This window comes from Altererythrobacter ishigakiensis (genome assembly GCF_001663155.1).
Taxonomy (GTDB): Bacteria; Pseudomonadota; Alphaproteobacteria; order Sphingomonadales; family Sphingomonadaceae; genus Erythrobacter; species Erythrobacter ishigakiensis.
On sequence record NZ_CP015963.1, the window covers coordinates 1,026,641 to 1,044,554 of the forward strand.

A 17,914-nucleotide genomic window follows, 5' to 3' on the forward strand; every position below is an offset into this window, starting at 1 on the left:
AGCATGAGACGCTCAATCAAACTGATTGCATGTGCTGCCGCACCACTCGCGCTTGCTGCTTGCGAGATCGGGCCCAAGGTTTCCGAGCAGAATGGCTATCGCGGCACTGGCATGAATCATGTCACGCTTACCTCAGTGGCCAATGCGGAACAGGATGTACCCGCGCCGCCATATGAGCTGACTGTGTCCAGCGATCAGACAGCTGGCGAGGTCTATGAGAATGTGCAGGTGCTGCAGAATGTCTCGGTTGACGAGTTCAACTACATCATGGCGGCAATCACCGAATGGGTCTCACCTGAAGCAGGCTGCAATTATTGTCACAACCCGGCCAACATGGCTTCTGATGAAGTCTATACCAAAACGGTCGCGCGCAGCATGATTCTGATGAACCAGAACATCAATGCCAACTGGAAAGATCACGTTGCGGACACCGGTGTGACATGCTGGACCTGCCACAGGGGCAACAATATCCCTGAAGCGATCTGGTCGATGCCCGACAATGAAGACCAGCGTTTCACTGAACGGTTGCGGCGCGGGCAGAATCAGCCGGTGGCTGAAACCGCTTATTCGTCATTGCCGGTGAATGCCGTTGCCCGTTATTTCGGTGATCCGGAAAGTGCGGACAAAATCAGGGTGGCCTCCACAGGGCTTTATCCCAGCGATGCCAACACCACTTCGACGATGGAAACCGAGTATACCTATAGTCTGATGATGCATATGTCTGACTCGCTCGGGGTCAACTGCACGTTCTGCCACAACACGCAAAGCTTCGGTGCCTGGGACCTCAGTCCTGCGCAGCGCGCGACTGCATGGCATGGCATTCGCATGGTTGGTGACATCAACAGCGGTTACATTACGCCGATCACTGCGGTGTTCCCTGATAACCGGTTGGGTGATGCTGGAGATCCTTACAAGGTCAATTGCACTACATGTCACCAAGGCGTGAACAAGCCAATGGGAGGTGCGCAGATGGCGAAGGATTATCCATCGCTGCTAAGCGCGCCGGTTGGTGACGTGATCGCAATGGAGCCAGAAGCGGAGGATGCCGGCGAAGAAGCTACGAGCTGACAGGCCGGTTTCCGCAGACCGGGCTTTTCGGGTCTGCCGGACGCAAATATGGACGGAAGTGATTGAGCGTGGCCTATCGGGGGTCGCGCTCAATTTTTTTACGGCGTCTAAGGTCTGCAAGGTGTGCAGGGAAGGCCAGAGCCAGCGGCGCTACGATCCATATCCAATGTGTATCAAGAATGGCAGCGCGCACCGCAATCAATATAAAGGCTGCAGGTAACAGCAGCACCAAGGCGTCATAGAACTTCCATCCGTTACGACATAGGATGACCAGTTCGATCGCCAACACACAAAGTACGACATCGACTGCCAGACCGCTGCTGACGAAGCTCTCCATCAGTTGTTCGAGATTGCTCACCCGAAGGGGCCGTTAAGCTCGATCACTTGCCAATTGAGCGCGCCAGCCACGCTGACCCAAATGAGATAGGGCACCAGCAGCAAGCCTGAAAGTTTGGAGATCCGTGAGCAGAAGACGACCAGCAACAGGATCGAAAGCCAAAGCAATAGCAGCTCGGCGAAGGCAAGATCGGGGCGCTGCAAACGGAAGAACAGCAGGCTCCACAAAATATTGAGGAAGGCGTTCAATGCAAACAGGCTGATAACCCAATCCCGTTGCGCAGGAGTGGCGGCTTTCTCCCAAGCAGTTACGGCGGAGGCGCAGGCGAGAGCAAATATCGTGGTCCAGGCAATCGGAAACACAACGTCTGGAGGGTTCCAGCCCGGTTTTTCGAGCGATTGATACCACGGGCCCAGATCGGTGATAGTTGCGCCAAGGAATGCGACACCCATCGCCGCAATTGCGGCAACGACAAATGGAATAACCCAGTTCTTGCTCATTCAGTGACCGGCCTCAGTCCCAACAGATGGGCGGTATCCTTCAGGAAAATTTTTATATGCGCAAGCGGCTTTGCCCGTACCAGCCGCTTGTTCATATAGGCCTGCCAGGTGAGTTGCTGGACGTCCATGTCGTCGCACATGTCCACAAAACGCTCACGCCGCTTGTCGCTTGAATACCAGAAATACTGCATCATCCCCAGAATCCAGAACACGCGCCCATGCTCTTTCATGAAGCGCTTTCTCGCCTGTCTCAGAGCCGCAGGCTGACCGCTCAGCACGAATTCATTCGCGGCCTCAGCCGCAATCCGCCCACATGTCATTGCATAGTAGATGCCTTCACCCGAAGCTGGCGCGACGACGCCAGCTGCATCGCCAGCAACCAATACATCGCGGCCATTGTCCCAGCGCTTAAGGGGCTTCAAGGGTATCGGCGCACCTTCCTTGCGAACGGTTTTACATGCATCAAGACCCAGCTCGTCACGCATGTCCGAAACGGTTTCGCGCAGTGGAAAGCCCTTGTTCGCACTGCCTAACCCGATGCTGGAAGTGTGCCCGTGCGGGAATATCCAGGCATAGAAATCAGGCGATAGTTTGCCTTGATAGAAGACGTCGCAGCGTGCCGGATCAAACCCCAAATCATTAGCCGGCGGGCTCTCGATAACCTCGTGATAGGCAAAGACGCATTTCATCTTTTCTGCGTCTTTGATGTTTTGTCGGGCAACCTTTGATCGTGCGCCATCTGCACCAATGACCAGCTTTGTCCGGACCTTTTGAAGCTCTGCACCTCGTCGCGCGCGATAGCAGACGTGCGTGCCTGCACCATCGCGCTCAACGGACTCGAAAATACCCGTTCGCCTCTCCGCCCCGTCGCTCGCGGCGCGTTCACGCAGCCACTCGTCGAAAACATCGCGATCGACCATGCCCACATAACCAATCTCTCCAACCGGCATGTCCACTTTGCGCCCTGAAGGTGCGATCATTCGCGCAGAGCGGGCTTTGGCGACCAACAGCGATTGCGGTATGTCGAAGTCCTCAAGCATGCGAGGCGGTACCGCGCCACCACATGGTTTGATCCTTCCATCGCGATCAAGTAACAGGACGTTGCGGCCTTCCTTGGCAAGTGTGCTTGCGGCAGTCGCGCCTGCCGGCCCACCGCCGACGACTACGACATCATACATTGTCTCGCTCATGTTCTGGCTACCTCCCCCTGAAAGCCCGCACTTCGCTTGGTCGCTCGTAAAGCGAGAATGGCGGCGAGCACGAATGCTGCAGCTTCGATTGCGAAGATAAGCTGGAACGCGGCCGCATCATTACCGCCAGACCGGCGCGCGAAGTCGACGCCCAGTGCGCCAAGCAACCCGCCCATGCCGAATGCGATGGCTTGTGATGCCCCCCATACTCCCATGCGCACACCTTCGCGGGTGCGCTCGCCTGACCCGGCAAGCCCCATCATCGCGCCGATGGCCGCGACTGCGAATGCGCCATTGCAGAATCCAAGTGCGAAGACATTGGCCTGTAATGGCCATCCCGGTCCGCTCACAGCGCCGAGAGCCAAGCCAACCAAAGCCAGGGCTGAGCCAATGCATCCTGTTACGATCCAGGTGCGGAGCTCCACAGGCATTCGGCCTTTGAAAGCGCTGCCGCCAACTCCGGCAGCGATCATTCCGGCCAAGACACCGCCATGCTGAATACCTGCGAGCGAGGTTGATTGTCCGGGCGTCATTTCGAAAACGAGCCCGGCAAAAGGCTCCAGGATCAGGTCTTGCATGCTGTAAGCCAGCATCGAGACGAAGATAAAAAGTGTAAAACGCCGCGCGGCTTGCTCATGCAAGATTTCGTCGATCGCTTCACGGAAGCTGGGCGCAGGAGCACTGCGGGTTTCAGGTGCCTCTACCAGCGCCTGACGCTCAAGCCGGTAGGTCGCAACGATTGTAAGGATCAATGCGAACAAGATTACGCCACCAGAGACAAGCGCGAGCCTTTGCTCGCTGAACGGGTCGAGCAATGCGCCAGCTGTTGCAGCGGAGACAACGATCCCCGCCACCATCATGATCCATGTCACCGCAGCTGCAGCTGCGCGGCGCTCGCGCGCCACACCGGATGCCAGCAAGGCCAGTAATGTTGTACCGGATGCGCCAACGCCGATACCGATCATTGTGAAAGCGATCACCGCGAGAATCCCACTCCAGATGGGCGATCCCGCTATCATCACGGTTGCATTGACCGCCATCAATGCGCCCAGCGCGAGCACTGCCATCCCGCCGATGATCCACGGTGTTCGCTCCCTGCCTTTGTCAGAGCCGTGGCCCCATATTGGACGCGATAGCTGGACGGCATAATGCCAAGCCACGAGTCCGGCAGGGATCGCGGCGACAAGGCCGTATTCGACCACCATGACACGGTTAAGCAATGACGTAGCGAGCATAACGATCGCGCCGATCGATGCCTGCACGGCACCCAGCCGGACAATTGCGAACCAACTAAACCCCTTGCTCATACAAGGTATCCCCCCAGTCCCAATGCCGCTGCCAACATGCCTGATACGTAGAGCGTAACACCGGTGGCGCTGTACCAAGGCGCGTGGCGTTTCGGATCGCTGATCAGCCGCGGCATCAGCGCGATTTGGGCGAGCAAGACGACACTGACAATCGCAGCGGACCAGATCATATCGCGACTGATAAGGAGCCAGATGACCGCAATCTGCGGCAAGGTCATGGTAGCGCAAGCGAACTTTGCTGCCCGATCTACTCCCAGCGTGACTGGTAGCGAACGCAGTCCGGTCGCGGCATCTCCTTCAACTGCCTTGAAGTCATTCAAAGTCATAATTCCATGCGCGCCAAGACTGTAGAGCCCCAGGACAATCAGCACATCTGTGGGTGGCAAAGACCCCAGCATGACGGCTGCTCCAGTAAACCACGCAAGACCTTCGTAGGTGAGACCCACAACCGCCGGACCTGTCCAACCGCTGCTTTTGAAGCGGAAGGGCGGGGCGCTATATCCCCAGGCACAAGCGAGGCCAAAGATGGTCGCGGCCAAGACCCATGGCCCTGTGGCCCATGCCACCAGCAATGAAACCAGTGTCCACAGAATTGCGATTCTGAGCCCCCAATTCCCAGCGATACGTCCGGACGGGATTGGGCGGTGCGGCTCATTTATGGCGTCGACATGCCGGTCGAACCAGTCATTCACCGCTTGGCTGGTTCCGCAAACCAGAGGCCCGGTAAGCGCGATCCCTGCGATCAGAAACAGCCAGCGACCATCCACTGTTGCCCCTGATGAGACAACGCCACACATAAATGCCCACATCGGCGGGAACCAGGTGATCGGTTTGAGAAGCTCGACAATATCGCGCAGGGCCGGAATCGGCATATGTGTTGTCGAGGCGGCGGACTCGGCCATTTGTGCAGGCTATGCCTGACACCCCTAACCGTCAATTTATTTTGACACTTTCTTGTGTCCAGAACGTCAGTCTGGCTCTGAAACCAAATTCCCAAGATTATACCGGTGCAGCTTGGAGTAGAGGCTCTGACGGCTCAGTCCCAATATCTCAGCGGCTGATGCACGATTGTCAGAGGTATGAGCGAGAGCGGCTTCGATACAGAGACGCTCAATCAGGTCTGTACTCTCGCGAACGATATCCTTCAGCGACATCCGACCAACGAGTTCTGTCAACTGCTCGACCGAGCGCGGCATGTCACGCGGCGTAGGCGGCAGATCGCGCAAACGCCGCGCAGTTGGGCGGATGACCAATCCATAGTGCGCATTGTCCTCACCGGTAACTACAGCGGAAAGTTCGATAGGTTCGCCTTCAGACCCCTCGCCGGCGCCGATCACGCTGCTGACATTTCGGGCAAACCCCTGCTTTACCAGCTGATTCTGGATCAGTTCGAGGTCAATTCCTGGCCGACCGACAAATTCCCCTAGCCTTCTCCCACGCACTTGATCGATGCTGGCGGCGCCTATCATCTCCGCAAATGCAATATTTGCGGTAACGATCGACCAGTCTTCATCAGTCAACACGAATGCATCTGGCATGCTCTCTACGATGCCAAGTGTCGCGCTCGTCTCATCGCTTGTCGGAATTTCACCCGCATCCAGACGGACCAAGGCATACAGCTTGCCGCGCTGTCGGAAGCCATTGGCCGTAAGCCAGAGCTCCTCCTCGTCATCTGCAAGCCGAACATTCAACGGCGAAACTTTGCTCGCAGAGATCGCCCCGCCTAAAAAGCCGATCAGATCCTCGCGGGCACCTCGATGGAACAGGGACAGGAACTTGGCGCCAACAAGTGTCCCGGGCTTTGCATTGAGGATTGCGTGCGCGGCGGGATTCGCTTCGACGATGCGCCGGTTTTCGTGATCAATGATCAAGACCGGCTCACCGGACATGTCGAACAGCAAGCGATAGCGAGTCTCAAGCTGCCGAAGTCGTAAATAGTCGCGCTCAAGCGATTGCTGGGCCTGCAATAAACGCTGCTGAAGCGCCGCGGCTTCTCTCAGATCGCGCCCGATCGCCAAGTGGCCTTTACCGCCACCAAGATCAACCAGGACAAAGCTGACCGGAATATCTCCGTTAGGTCCGATCAGATTAACCTGCCGCGGATGCATGGCGTCGCCAGATCTGGCCGCTTCCAGCATCGCATCGATCTTGTTCTGGCTTTCAGGAGTGACGATATCACGCCAGTTCTTGCTGACCCAACCGGGGACCTCGGGAATGGCCTGAAGATCGGCCGACCCATCGATGACCTTGCCATCCGCATCCAGCACCAGAACCAGATCGCCCGCGCTCATGGCAAGCGCAGCCGCGCTATCCGCCTCTATAGATCCAAAAAGCGAAGCCGTATCGGTGAAGCTTTTGTGCTCCGCGATACTGCGCTTCTTGGGGGGCATGCGCTTCTCCAATTCAAGTGACAGGCGTGCCGGCGAGCTCCGTTTGCGCGACAAGGCTGTTGGCGAGAGCGAGTGCGGATCGTGCGTTTGGCGCGGTCCCGTCTGCTCCGGTTTTGACTGCGATGGTCTTGTCCCCATTTACGAACCGACCGCCGATGAGGACATGAACTTCAGGATTCTTTGAAACACTTCTTATTGCCGTGATCAGTTCAGAGATTTTTTGGCTAGGGTAATCACAGCTGATGGTCAATCCAACGACATGAAAGATTCGTTCGGCAAGCAGATGCAGCAGTTCGTGCCGATTGGGCTCAAGCAACACCTCAGTTTGCCAGCCTGCATTCGCAAAGACCTCCTCAAGCATCAAGGCGCCGAAATTGTGCTGGTCACCAGGCATGGGTGTAAATAGCGCCGAACTTGGGGCACCTTTCGATTCGGATTCTGCAATGGAACGCAAGGCGCAGTCCCGCATAACCTCCTGCAGGCGCCAAATGCCAAGCGTGACTTCTACGAAATCACACTCGTCATCTTCCCACATCTGGCCCAATCGCCGTGCAGAGGCGGCCAGCAAATCAACGAAAATGCTCTCGGTGCTGACACCCGCCCGCCTGAGTCTTTCCACTTCCGCCAGCATGAAATCCGCTTCATTCGTAAGGGGGAGCTCAGCAAATTTCTTCGCCTCTGCTTCTTTGGCCCGGCGACCCTGAAAGAAATCGGTGCGTGCGCCGTCAATCGAATGAGACATCAACAGGCGAGGAATAACTTCCTTTTGAATCAGGCTATTAATCGGGCTTTGCGCGTTGTCATTGCCCGCTTTTGAACGGCTGGTAGCTCCAGCCGTTTTGCGCGCAGGCGACACGTCGCTGCCCGCACTTTTTGAAACCGTTCTGCCAGCGCCAGATTTACTAGTCATATCAGACCCCCTCAGTCTGCATGTGGCGCATTTCGCGCCGCCCAAGCTTACTCGGCTGCAATCTTCGAGTCGCTTGGATTCATAAGGAGTACGCCTATCGGAGGCCTTTAGCAAATGCAGTTGTCAACTTTGCCTGTCGTCAAGGCAGATTGACACTTGGGGGTGTCAAGGCGTACGCTCCTCCTCAGGATCAAGTGGAGTCGCAAAGGCTCTGCAAAACCGAGGGGATACAAGAATGCCCCATACCGCAGCAGCATTTGGCGGAAACGGGTATCAGGGGAGTGCGCTCTACACACCGGAAGAGCGCAAGCGTCGTGATGAAACATATTGGACTGTCGTCCAAGGCATCTTGGCGCCAGTCCAGTTCTTGGTGTTTGCGATCAGTCTCGTACTTGTTTCGCGTTATCTGATGACCGGCTCAGGCGAGGTGTCCGCCGATGCCTCGATCGTCTTCAAAACGCTCATTCTTTACACCATAATGGTAACAGGCTCGATCTGGGAAAAGGTCGTGTTCGGCAAATGGCTGTTTGCAAGACCATTCTTCTGGGAAGATGTCTTCTCAATGCTGGTGTTGGCACTGCACACCGCATATCTGATCATGCTGTTTGGCGGCATAGGCAGCACGCGGGAGCGGATGCTGATCGCGTTGGCCGCTTATGCAGCCTATGTGATTAACGCCGCGCAATTCCTGTTGAAGCTACGCGCTGCGCGTTTGCAGGCAAGCCAGGATCTGGCGGTGACCGGGTGACGGGTTCCGCACCTGCCGGGCTAAAGTCCATCGAATGCGTATCTTCGCAGCGTGAACCTATACTCCGGCAGCGGGGTCAGCGCGAAGTCTTCTGCGGCCTCACAGGTATCATATGGCTACATAGGAAGATGCAGGACGCGTTCTTCCTGGTCGTTGGCTCAAGGACTTGCGCGCATTTGCTGCAGTCTGCGGCGGGCGTAATGATTTTCGCGGAACCGCGCTTTGCGACGGCTATCATAGAAGAGCGCGATCTGGCCGGGATGGCGGATTGCCATGAAGAGCTGGAACGGGTGGTTGAGCGGTTGCTTTCTCGCCGACCAGAAATCAAGACGCTCTTTCTCGTGGGGTCCTGCCCCTCCGAAGTCATCAAACTCGATCTTGCCAAGGCCGCCGAAAAGCTGGGCGCGCGACACGCAGGTGATGTGCGTATCCTGAATTATTCGGGCAGCGGGATCGAAACAACTTTCACACAAGGCGAGGACGCGTGTCTTGCTTCGCTCGTTCCAGAGATGCCAGCAGCAGCTCCGGATGCTGCTCCGGAGTTGTTGCTGGTCGGATCGCTTCCCGACATTGTTGAGGATCAGTTCCTGCGCCTGTTTGCGGATCTGGGTATTGAGCGTGTGGGCGTTCTTCCCGCACGAAAGTCAAGCGAATTACCGGCAGTGGGCACCAATACCCGGTTCCTGCTGGCGCAGCCGTTTCTTGGCGAAACCGGGCTTGAGTTGGAACGTCGCGGCGCTGTGCATTTGCCGGCTTTGTTCCCCTTTGGCGCGGAAGGAACCACCGCTTGGCTAAAAGCGGCAGCTGACGCGTTCGGAATTGATGAAATGCATTTCAATCGCGTGATCGCGCCCGGACGGGAACGGGCGAAGCGCGCGCTTGCCTCATTGAAAGAACGCCTCGATGGCAAGCGCATATTCTTCATGCCTGACTCGCAGCTGGAAGTTCCGCTGGCGCGTTTTCTTTCCAATGAATGCGGAATGCAGCCGTTAGAAATCGGCACGCCTTATCTGCATAAAACCCATCTCGCTGACGAATTGATCGCCTTGCCGGAAACTGTCCGGCTCAGCGAGGGACAGGATGTCGACAAGCAGCTTGATCGGGTACGTGCTGAAAAGCCCGATCTGACTGTTTGCGGGCTGGGCCTTGCCAATCCTCTGGAAAGCGAAGGCCTCTCCACCAAGTGGGCAATCGAACTCGTCTTCTCGCCAATCCATGGTTTTGATCAGGCGGCCGATCTTGCTGAACTCTTTGCGCGACCGCTTCGGCGGCGTGATGTGCTGGAGGTATAGCGATGCAGCTGGCCGTCTGGACATATGAAGGACCACCGCATGTCGGTGCGATGCGCGTGGCGACTGGCATGAAGGACATGCATTACCTGCTGCATGCGCCGCAGGGCGATACCTACGCTGATCTGCTGTTCACCATGATAGAGCGGCGGGGCAAGCGCCCGCCCGTCACCTACACGACATTTCAGGCGCGCGATCTGGGCAAGGATACAGCGGAACTCTTCCAGCAGGCGGCACGCGACGCGCTGGAGCGGTTCAAGCCGCAGGCGCTGATGGTTGGTGCGTCTTGCACCGCAGAGCTGATTCAGGATGATCCAGCCGGATTGGCCGACGCCATGCGGCTCGATTGCCCGGTTATTCCACTCGAACTGCCTAGCTATCAGCGCAAGGAAAACTGGGGCGCAGCTGAAAGTTTCTACCAGATTGTGCGCAAGCTCGCCGATCAGAGCGTTCGCCCGCGCGGGCATGAGCGCAAGCTTGCAAATATCCTTGGGCCTACAGCTCTCGGCTTTCGCCACCGCGATGATGTTGTCGAGGTCCGTAAGATCCTTGAGGCGCTGGATGTCGAGGTGAACCTAGTTGCGCCCATGGGCGCTACACCGGCCGACATTACACAAATCGGTCGTGCGGATTTCAACATCGTGCTCTATCCCGAGATTGGTGATGAAGCAGCGCGCTGGTTGGAGCGGACATTCAAGCAGCCGACAATACGCACTGTGCCGATCGGCGTCGGCGCGACGCGCGAATTCATCATGGACATCGCAACCATTGCAGAGGTTAATCCGGGGCCACTGCTGGCTGACACCAATTCGCGCATGCCATGGTGGAGCAGATCGGTCGACTCGACATATCTGACAGGCAAACGCGTCTTCATCTTTGGTGATGCAACACACGCTGTGGCGGCTGCCCGGATCGCCAGCGAGGAGCTGGGTTTCGAAGTCTGTGGTCTGGGTTGTTACAACCGCGAATTCGCGCGCGAAGTTCGCGAGGCTGCAAAAAAATACGGTGTAGAACCGTTGGTCACGGACGATCATCTGGCGGTTGAAGAAGCCATTGAAACCGCTGCACCGGAGTTGGTGCTTGGCACACAGATGGAGCGTCACATTGCCAAGCGGCTGGGTATGCCGTGTGCCGTGATCAGCGCTCCTGTGCATGTGCAGGATTTCCCCGCACGCCATTCCCCGCAAATGGGGTTCGAGGGGGCGAATGTGATCTTCGACACCTGGGTCCATCCGCTGGTGATGGGTCTGGAAGAGCATTTGCTCACCATGTTCCGTGAGGATTTCGAGTTTTCTGATGAAGCGGGGCCATCGCATCACGCCGCGCATGCACCCAAGGTTCAAGTTACGGCAGTTGCTCCTGCCGATGGCCCGGTCGGAGCCGCTGAGGCGCACTGGACGGAAGAGGCCGAGCGGGAGCTGAAGAAGATACCATTCTTTGTACGCGGCAAGGCACGCCGCAACACGGAGGCCTTCGCAGTGCAGCAAGGACTGGCTGAGATTGACCTTGAGACGCTCTACGACGCGAAGGCGCATTATGCACGGTAGGGGACGGCCTCCGGTGCGCGTCGCGATTGTGACGCTGGACAATCACCTGAAAGGGGCGGTTGAACGTGCGAACATTGAGCTTTCGCAGGACAATATAGCGGTCAGCCTTCATGCAGCGTCCGATTGGGAGCGAGAAGACGGAGCATACGACCGGACTCTGGACGCGATCGGGCAGGCCGACATCATCATAGCTACGATGCTGTTCCTTGATGATCACATCCGCATGATTCTGCCGGCGCTAGAAGCCCGCCGCGATCAATGTGACGCAATATTAGGCCTCATGTCTGCAGGCGAAGTGGTGAAGCTGACCCGTATGGGCGGCTATGACATGAACAAGCCTGCCAAGGGCATGATGGCACTGCTGAAGAAGCTTCGCGGCTCAAGGAAGGCAGGGGCAAGCTCTGGTGCCGGGCAGATGAAGATGCTGCGTCGCCTGCCCAAAATCCTGCGCTTCATTCCAGGCACCGCGCAAGATGTGCGCGCTTACTTCCTCACCCTTCAATTCTGGCTGGCAGGATCGGACGAGAATGTTGTGGCCATGGTGCGCAATCTGATCGGGCGATATGCTTCTGGTGACCGACTGACACGTCGCGGCATGATGGAAGTCGATGCGCCGATCGAGTACCCGGAAGTCGGTGTCTATCACCCGCGGACCAAGCAACGCATATCTGAAAGTCTGCGATTGCTGCCGCGTAAGAAGGGTGAGCATGGAACAGTCGGATTGCTGCTATTGCGATCCTATCTGTTGGGCCGGGATGCGGGCCATTATGATGCCGCAATCGATGCGTTCGAAGCGGCTGGACTCAAGGTTGTTCCGGTCTTTGCAAGCGGGCTTGATGCGCGTCCGGCAATCGAGAAATTCTTCGTTGATCGCAGCGGCAAACCAACCGTTGATGCGATCGTCAATCTGACCGGCTTTTCGCTGGTAGGTGGACCCGCCTACAATGATGCTGAGGGTGCGGTTGACGTTCTTGCCAGCCTCGACATTCCTTACATCGCTGCGCACGCTCTGGAATTCCAGAGCGTGGAGGAATGGCGCGGGCGACATCAAGGATTGTTGCCGCTTGAGACCACCATGATGGTCTCGATCCCCGAACTTGATGGCGCGATAACGCCGAGCATCTATGGCGGTCGGTCAGGCAAAGGTGCAGAGGTTTGCGACGGTTGTGATCGCAAGTGCCAACTGCCGGAAAGCAACGGTTTGCGCGCGATGCAAGGCTGTCCGGAGCGCGCCGAAGCGCTGGCCGCGAAGGTCGTGAAGCTGATTGGATTGCGTCGCTCGCAGCGTGCAGAGCGCAAACTTGCGATGGTGCTTTTCAACTTCCCACCTAATGCGGGGGCGACCGGCACAGCGGCTTTTCTGGCGGTATTCGAATCAGTGCATGCGACGCTGAAACGGCTGGCGGCTGAAGGTTACTCGGTTGATGTGCCGGAAAGCGTTGAGGCGCTGCGCGAGGCCATCATCAATGGAAATTCAGAACGTTTTGGCAGCGATGCCAACGTAGCCGGCAGGATCAATGTGGACGACTATGTTCGCACGGAGCCGCACCTCGCCGAAATTGAGGCCCAATGGGGACCCGCACCTGGCAAGCAGCAGGCAGACGGATCGGGTATTCAGGTGCTGGGCGCGCATTTTGGCAATATATTCGTCGGGATTCAGCCAGCCTTTGGGTACGAGGGCGATCCGGTGCGGCTGCTATTCGATGGCACATTCACACCGACACATGCATTTGCTGCCTTCTATCGTTGGATCCGTGAAGATTTCGGTGCGCATGCCGTACTGCATTTCGGCACACACGGCGCGCTGGAATTCATGCCTGGCAAGCAATCTGGAATGTCGGGCGATTGCTGGCCGGAACGCCTCATAGGCGATCTGCCAAACTTCTATCTTTATGCGGCCAATAACCCTTCAGAGGGGATTGTGGCGAAGCGCCGCTCTGGCGCGACATTGATCAGCTATCTAACGCCGCCTCTCTCTCAAGCTGGACTGCACAAAGGCCTTGGCGAACTGAAGGCCAGCCTTGAACGCTGGCGCGGTATGGAAGCCGGCGAGGAACGTAAAAAACTGGAAGCCCTGCTGGCGGAGCAGGCGGAAGATATCGGTATCAGCCACGTTGCACCTGAACAGATGGCTGAAGCACTCTATGAGCTTGAGACTGCTCTCATTCCCAACGGCCTGCATGTCTTGGGTCAGCTGCCGACCGATACGGAAATAGGCGATTGGGAAGCTTCGCTGACAGAATTCGATTCTGAGGCCGATACACAGGAATTTACCACGCGCCTTAAAGCGTGTGACGAGATTGGTGGACTTATCCATGCATTGGATGCCGGATATGTTTTACCAGCGCCCGGCGGTGATATCCTCACCAACCCCGAGGTTTTGCCGACCGGGCGCAATATTCACGGGTTTGACCCATTCCGCATTCCCAGTCGATTTGCGTGCGAACTGGGCGCCACGCAGGCAGAAGAACTGCTCGCGCGTCATGCCAGCAGAGGCGGGGCTTTCCCGCAGAGTCTCGCAATGGTGTTGTGGGGCGCGGACAATCTCAAGAGTGAAGGCGTGCAGATAGGGCAGGCGCTTCGTCTGATCGGCGCGCGGCCACGGATGGACGGCTATGGCAGGTTGGCTGGAGCTGAGCTCATCCCGCTCGAAGAACTGGGTCGCCCGCGCATCGACGTGGTAATGACATTGTCAGGCATCTTCCGCGACCTGCTTCCCCTGCAAACCCGGATGCTGGCCGAAGCCGCCCTGCTGGCCGCGCAAGCTGAAGAACCGCTTGAGATGAATTTCGTGCGTAAACACAGCCTGGCACATCAGGCCGCGCACCAATGTGATTTTGAAACCGCCAGCTTGCGTGTCTTCTCCAATGCCGAAGGTGCCTATGGCGCCAACGTTAACCAGATGATTGACGGCGGCGTCTGGGCCGATCCGGACGAGCTGGCCAATGCTTTCGAGACGCAAAAGGGCTTTGCTTACGGGGTCAAAGGGCAGCCTGTCGCACGCCGTGCATTGCTGCGCAGCGCGCTGGCGGACGTCGAGCTGTCATACCAGAATCTCGAGAGCGTCGAAGTCGGCATCACCGACCTTGACCAGTACTTTGACGGGCTGGGCGGTATCAATCGGTCTATAACGCGTGCGCGCGGTAGCGAAGCGCCGGTTTACATCGTCGATGCGACGCAAGGCCGCACGAAGGTGCGCACCTTGTCTGAACAGATCGGGCATGAAACGCAGACCCGGACGCTCAATCCCAAGTGGTTCGAAGGCATGCTGAAGCATGGCTACGAAGGCGTGCGGCACATCGAGGGCCATGTCACCAACACCATGGGCTGGTCTGCTACGACCGGCGAAGTTGAGCCTTGGGTCTACCAGAAAATCAGCGAGACCTTCGTGCTCGACAAGGAGATGCGGGAGCGTCTTTCCAAACTCAATCCGAAGAGCTCCGCGCGCGTTGCCAACAGGCTGATCGAAGCCTGTGAGCGGCGTTTGTGGGAGCCCGATGAAGAAACACTCGAAGCGCTGCACGAAGCCAGTAACGATCTTGAGGACCGCCTTGAAGGCGTGATCCCGGCTGAATGAGGATTATGACATGAACCTTCTCGACCCAAAATCCTCGTTCAGCCCACCCGATGGTGAAGGCTCGGTACAGGTGCAACTCGATCCGCGCGACGAGATCAAGGGGGCCAAGGTCTTTGCAGTCTACGGCAAGGGTGGGATTGGGAAATCGACAACCTCGTCGAACCTTTCCGCTGCATTCTCGAAGCTGGGTCACCGCGTACTGCAGATCGGCTGCGATCCCAAACACGACAGCACCTTTACGCTGACAAAGAAGCTGATGCCGACAGTAATAGACGTGCTTGAGACGGTCGAGTTTCACGCCGAAGAGTTGCGCCCTGAGGATTACATGTTCGAAGGCTATAACGGCGTAATGTGCGTTGAGGCCGGCGGCCCACCCGCAGGTACAGGATGCGGCGGCTATGTGGTTGGTCAGACGGTCAAACTGCTCAAGCAGCACCATCTGCTCGAAGATACCGATGTTGTGATCTTCGATGTCTTGGGAGACGTTGTGTGCGGCGGTTTTGCGGCCCCGCTACAGCATGCCGAACGCGCGCTGGTTGTTGCCGCGAATGACTTCGACAGTATTTTTGCAATGAACCGGATCGCGGCCGCGATCAAAGCCAAATCCAAGAATTACGACGTGCGGCTGGCAGGCGTTATTGCCAATCGCAGCCGTGAAACCGACGAGATCGATCGCTTCGCTGATGCGACCGGCCTTAAGCGGCTGGCCCATTTCCGCGACGTCGATGCGATCCGACGCTCTCGCCTCAAGAAATGCACGCTGTTTGAAATGGACGAGAGTGACGAAGGCGTTGCCGAAGCGCAGGCAGAGTATCTTCGGCTGGCACAGATGCTGTGGGACGGGGTTGATCCATTGGAAGCGGACCCGATGAAAGATCGCGACATCTTTGATTTTCTGGGGTTTGAGTGATGGCGACGCAGGCTCCCACCAATTACGACGCGCAGCGCGAAAAGCTGGCCGAGTATTTCGACCGCACTGCGCGCAAGGCATGGATTGATCTGACCAGCGATGCCAAGGTCAGCGGGATCCGCGCGACGGTGCGCGCCGGGCGCGAGCGGATGCGTGAAACCCTTTTGAGCTGGCTGCCCGAAGATTTGCGTCGTACGCGAGTGCTCGATGCTGGCTGTGGTACAGGCGCGCTGAGCGTCGCAGCAGCCTGTCGCGGCGCTGAAGTCACCGGGGTCGATGTCGCCGCTGGGCTTGTCGATATTGCGCGTGAGCGCACACCAAGCTTCATCGGGCATGGGCGGATCGATTGGCATGCAGGTGACATGCTTGACCCTGCATTCGGGGAGTTCGAGCACGTCGTGTTGATGGACTCGCTGATCCACTACCCGGCGGAAGATATCGTAGCGACGCTTGCGAAATTGTCCGAGCGATGCGGGAGGTCCATCGTATTTACCTTTGCCCCGCATACCGCAGCACTGGGGGCGATGCACAAGATCGGTAAGATATTCCCGCGCTCTGACCGATCACCGGCGATTATCCCTGTCGCAGAAGCTGAATTACGCCAGCGCCTGGCGAGTATATCCGGCTGGCAAGCCAGGCGGACAGAGCGGGTCTCCAGCGGTTTCTACACCTCGCAAGCGATGGAGTTGGTGAAGCTCTGATGGCAGCAAGCGATCCTCTTTTCCTGAAATGGAGCCGGGTAGCGATGACCTGGCTTCCCTTTGCCGACGCGGCGAGCGCTGACCTGCCGTTGTCGCGCTTGCTTCGGCTGGCGCTGTTCCAGGTCAGTGTGGGCATGGCAACTGTCCTGCTTAACGGAACACTCAACCGCGTCATGATTGTTGAACTGGGTGTACCGACCTGGCTTGTCGCATTGCTGATCGCGCTGCCGTTGCTGATTGCGCCGATGCGCGTGTTGATGGGGCACAAGTCTGACACCCATAGATCAGCCATCGGGTGGAAACGCGTGCCATACATCTGGATCGGCACCACGCTGCAATTCGGTGGCCTTGCAATCATGCCATTCGCGCTGGTGCTGCTTAGCCGGCCTGACACTTTCCCGATTGGTATCGTTGCCAGTATCGCTGCCTTTATCCTGACCGGTACGGGCATCCATATGACGCAGACCGCAGGGCTCGCGCTGGCCACCGATTTGGCTGAGCCTGACAAGCGCCCGCGCGCTGTTGCGCTGCTTTATGTCATGCTGCTGGTGGGCATGATGTTCGCCGCGCTTGTGATGGGCGCCATGCTGCGTGATTTTACTCCGACTCGATTGGTCCAAGTTATCCAGAGTGCTGCAGTTCTAACCGCAGTCCTCAATTTGATCGCCCTGTGGAAGCAGGAAGGGCGCAGCGCTGCTGTAATTTCCAAGGAGACGCCTCGTCCGCCATTCAGGCAGATGTGGCGAGAGTATCTCGACCGCCCGGATACTGGCCGCCTGTTGCTTGCAATCGGGCTCGGCACCGCGGGATTCTCGATGCAGGATGCACTGCTTGAGCCGTTTGGCGGCGAGATACTTGGCATGTCAGTGGGTGCGACCACCAGCCTGACGGGGGCATGGGCGTTTGGCGCACTGTTGGGTTTTGCCTTGGCCGCCCGTGCGCTTGGCAAGGGCCGAAACCCGCTGCGCATGGCAGGGTTTGGTGCGGTCGCTGGAATTTCCGCTTTTGCAATGGTCTTGTTTGCAGCGCCGTTGGACGCGCCTGCTCTTATTTACACCGGTGCATTGGCGATTGGTTTGGGTGTTGGCTTGTTTTCGGTCGGCACTCTTGTTGCCTCGATGGCGCTCGCTCGTGATGGCGGCGCTGGCTTGGCATTGGGGGCCTGGGGCGCTGTCCAGGCCAGTTGCGCGGGTTTGGGTATCGCTGCGGGCGGCCTGATCCGTGACTTCACCACAGCGTATGCGATGGCAGACGGTTTGGGCGAAACACTTGCGGTTCGTTCAACCGGGTACGGCACCGTCTACGTTCTCGAGATACTCCTCCTCCTGGGCACCATCATTGTGCTTGGGCCACTGGTCGGGCGCGGCCGGTCGGAGGAGTTCCTGGGCCAGAAAGGCTCGTTCGGATTGCAAGAGTTTCCGACCTGACAGCGCGCGAAAG

15 protein-coding genes are annotated in these 17,914 nt (G+C 57.7%); 8 read left to right on the plus strand and 7 right to left on the minus strand.

Annotated features, from left to right (window positions below):
• Nucleotides 1-3: 3 nt before the first annotated feature.
• Entirely contained in the window at nucleotides 4-1,068 is a 1,065-nt protein-coding gene (gene pufC / locus A6F69_RS04805; RefSeq protein WP_211352820.1) for a photosynthetic reaction center cytochrome PufC, read from the plus strand.
• A gap of 73 nt (nucleotides 1,069-1,141) precedes the next feature.
• Here pufC and A6F69_RS04810 read toward each other — a convergent pair whose 3' ends face one another.
• From A6F69_RS04810 to A6F69_RS04840, 7 genes are all read right to left on the minus strand, one after another.
• A complete protein-coding gene (locus A6F69_RS04810; RefSeq protein ID WP_245638291.1) occupies nucleotides 1,142-1,426 on the minus strand; it encodes a hypothetical protein in 285 nt (94 codons plus the stop codon).
• On the minus strand, nucleotides 1,423-1,905 hold the full coding sequence (locus tag A6F69_RS04815; protein ID WP_067598076.1) for a TspO/MBR family protein: 483 nt from the start codon (nucleotides 1,903-1,905) through the stop codon (nucleotides 1,423-1,425). The genes A6F69_RS04810 and A6F69_RS04815 overlap by 4 nt, the downstream gene beginning before the upstream one ends.
• Nucleotides 1,902-3,095 carry a geranylgeranyl diphosphate reductase gene (locus tag A6F69_RS04820; protein ID WP_067598079.1) on the minus strand — a complete coding sequence of 398 codons (1,194 nt, stop codon included), beginning with the start codon at nucleotides 3,093-3,095 and terminating at the stop codon, nucleotides 1,902-1,904. The genes A6F69_RS04815 and A6F69_RS04820 overlap by 4 nt, the downstream gene beginning before the upstream one ends.
• Complete coding sequence (locus tag A6F69_RS04825; protein WP_067598082.1) at nucleotides 3,092-4,402, minus strand: BCD family MFS transporter; 1,311 nt, start codon at nucleotides 4,400-4,402, stop codon at nucleotides 3,092-3,094. Before A6F69_RS04825 ends, A6F69_RS04820 begins: the two co-directional genes overlap by 4 nt.
• A complete protein-coding gene (gene chlG / locus A6F69_RS04830; RefSeq protein WP_067598085.1) occupies nucleotides 4,399-5,304 on the minus strand; it encodes a chlorophyll synthase ChlG in 906 nt (301 codons plus the stop codon). Before chlG ends, A6F69_RS04825 begins: the two co-directional genes overlap by 4 nt.
• Nucleotides 5,305-5,370: 66 nt before the next feature.
• The gene (gene ppsR / locus A6F69_RS04835) at nucleotides 5,371-6,792 is read right to left on the minus strand and encodes a transcriptional regulator PpsR (protein WP_067602501.1); all 1,422 of its coding nucleotides are present in this window, start codon (nucleotides 6,790-6,792) and stop codon (nucleotides 5,371-5,373) included.
• Between the two features lie 13 nt (nucleotides 6,793-6,805).
• Nucleotides 6,806-7,702, minus strand: a complete 897-nt coding sequence (locus tag A6F69_RS04840; protein ID WP_144573735.1) for a cobalamin B12-binding domain-containing protein — start codon at nucleotides 7,700-7,702, stop codon at nucleotides 6,806-6,808.
• Between the two features lie 235 nt (nucleotides 7,703-7,937).
• On the opposite strand from A6F69_RS04840, the gene bchF reads away from it, so the two are divergent.
• The 7 genes from bchF to A6F69_RS04875 are packed head-to-tail and all read left to right on the plus strand — an operon-like array spanning nucleotide 7,938 to nucleotide 17,901.
• Nucleotides 7,938-8,450 carry a 2-vinyl bacteriochlorophyllide hydratase gene (gene bchF / locus A6F69_RS04845; RefSeq protein ID WP_067598088.1) on the plus strand — a complete coding sequence of 171 codons (513 nt, stop codon included), beginning with the start codon at nucleotides 7,938-7,940 and terminating at the stop codon, nucleotides 8,448-8,450.
• 29 nt (nucleotides 8,451-8,479) lie between these two features.
• Nucleotides 8,480-9,742: a ferredoxin:protochlorophyllide reductase (ATP-dependent) subunit N gene (locus A6F69_RS04850; protein WP_067602506.1), complete on the plus strand. Its 1,263-nt coding sequence runs from the start codon at nucleotides 8,480-8,482 to the stop codon at nucleotides 9,740-9,742.
• A 2-nt stretch (nucleotides 9,743-9,744) separates the two neighbouring features.
• A complete protein-coding gene (gene bchB / locus A6F69_RS04855; protein ID WP_067598091.1) occupies nucleotides 9,745-11,286 on the plus strand; it encodes a ferredoxin:protochlorophyllide reductase (ATP-dependent) subunit B in 1,542 nt (513 codons plus the stop codon).
• Nucleotides 11,276-14,863, plus strand: coding sequence for a magnesium chelatase subunit H (locus A6F69_RS04860; protein WP_067598094.1), 3,588 nt, complete (start codon nucleotides 11,276-11,278; stop codon nucleotides 14,861-14,863). Before bchB ends, A6F69_RS04860 begins: the two co-directional genes overlap by 11 nt.
• A 10-nt stretch (nucleotides 14,864-14,873) precedes the next feature.
• Nucleotides 14,874-15,773 (plus strand): ferredoxin:protochlorophyllide reductase (ATP-dependent) iron-sulfur ATP-binding protein, encoded by a 900-nt coding sequence (gene bchL, locus A6F69_RS04865; protein ID WP_067598097.1) that lies wholly within the window; start codon nucleotides 14,874-14,876, stop codon nucleotides 15,771-15,773.
• Nucleotides 15,773-16,474 (plus strand): magnesium protoporphyrin IX methyltransferase, encoded by a 702-nt coding sequence (gene bchM, locus A6F69_RS04870; RefSeq protein ID WP_067598100.1) that lies wholly within the window; start codon nucleotides 15,773-15,775, stop codon nucleotides 16,472-16,474. Before bchL ends, bchM begins: the two co-directional genes overlap by 1 nt.
• 44 nt (nucleotides 16,475-16,518) lie before the next feature.
• Complete coding sequence (locus A6F69_RS04875; RefSeq protein WP_342669872.1) at nucleotides 16,519-17,901, plus strand: BCD family MFS transporter; 1,383 nt, start codon at nucleotides 16,519-16,521, stop codon at nucleotides 17,899-17,901.
• Nucleotides 17,902-17,914 lie beyond the last annotated feature (13 nt).

What these genes read in the sequence shown, in the direction of transcription:
- A6F69_RS04875 (WP_342669872.1), top strand. Translation starts at nt 16,519, where the DNA reads ATGACCTGGCTTCCCTTTGCCGACGCGGCGAGCGCTGACCTGCCGTTG.
- pufC (WP_211352820.1), top strand. Translation starts at nt 4, where the DNA reads ATGAGACGCTCAATCAAACTGATTGCATGTGCTGCCGCACCACTCGCG.
- bchF (WP_067598088.1), top strand. Translation starts at nt 7,938, where the DNA reads ATGCCCCATACCGCAGCAGCATTTGGCGGAAACGGGTATCAGGGGAGT.
- A6F69_RS04840 (WP_144573735.1), bottom strand. Translation starts at nt 7,702, where the DNA reads ATGACTAGTAAATCTGGCGCTGGCAGAACGGTTTCAAAAAGTGCGGGC.
- A6F69_RS04860 (WP_067598094.1), top strand. Translation starts at nt 11,276, where the DNA reads ATGCACGGTAGGGGACGGCCTCCGGTGCGCGTCGCGATTGTGACGCTG.
- chlG (WP_067598085.1), bottom strand. Translation starts at nt 5,304, where the DNA reads ATGGCCGAGTCCGCCGCCTCGACAACACATATGCCGATTCCGGCCCTG.
- bchM (WP_067598100.1), top strand. Translation starts at nt 15,773, where the DNA reads ATGGCGACGCAGGCTCCCACCAATTACGACGCGCAGCGCGAAAAGCTG.
- bchB (WP_067598091.1), top strand. Translation starts at nt 9,745, where the DNA reads ATGCAGCTGGCCGTCTGGACATATGAAGGACCACCGCATGTCGGTGCG.
- ppsR (WP_067602501.1), bottom strand. Translation starts at nt 6,792, where the DNA reads ATGCCCCCCAAGAAGCGCAGTATCGCGGAGCACAAAAGCTTCACCGAT.
- A6F69_RS04820 (WP_067598079.1), bottom strand. Translation starts at nt 3,095, where the DNA reads ATGAGCGAGACAATGTATGATGTCGTAGTCGTCGGCGGTGGGCCGGCA.
- A6F69_RS04825 (WP_067598082.1), bottom strand. Translation starts at nt 4,402, where the DNA reads ATGAGCAAGGGGTTTAGTTGGTTCGCAATTGTCCGGCTGGGTGCCGTG.
- A6F69_RS04815 (WP_067598076.1), bottom strand. Translation starts at nt 1,905, where the DNA reads ATGAGCAAGAACTGGGTTATTCCATTTGTCGTTGCCGCAATTGCGGCG.
- bchL (WP_067598097.1), top strand. Translation starts at nt 14,874, where the DNA reads ATGAACCTTCTCGACCCAAAATCCTCGTTCAGCCCACCCGATGGTGAA.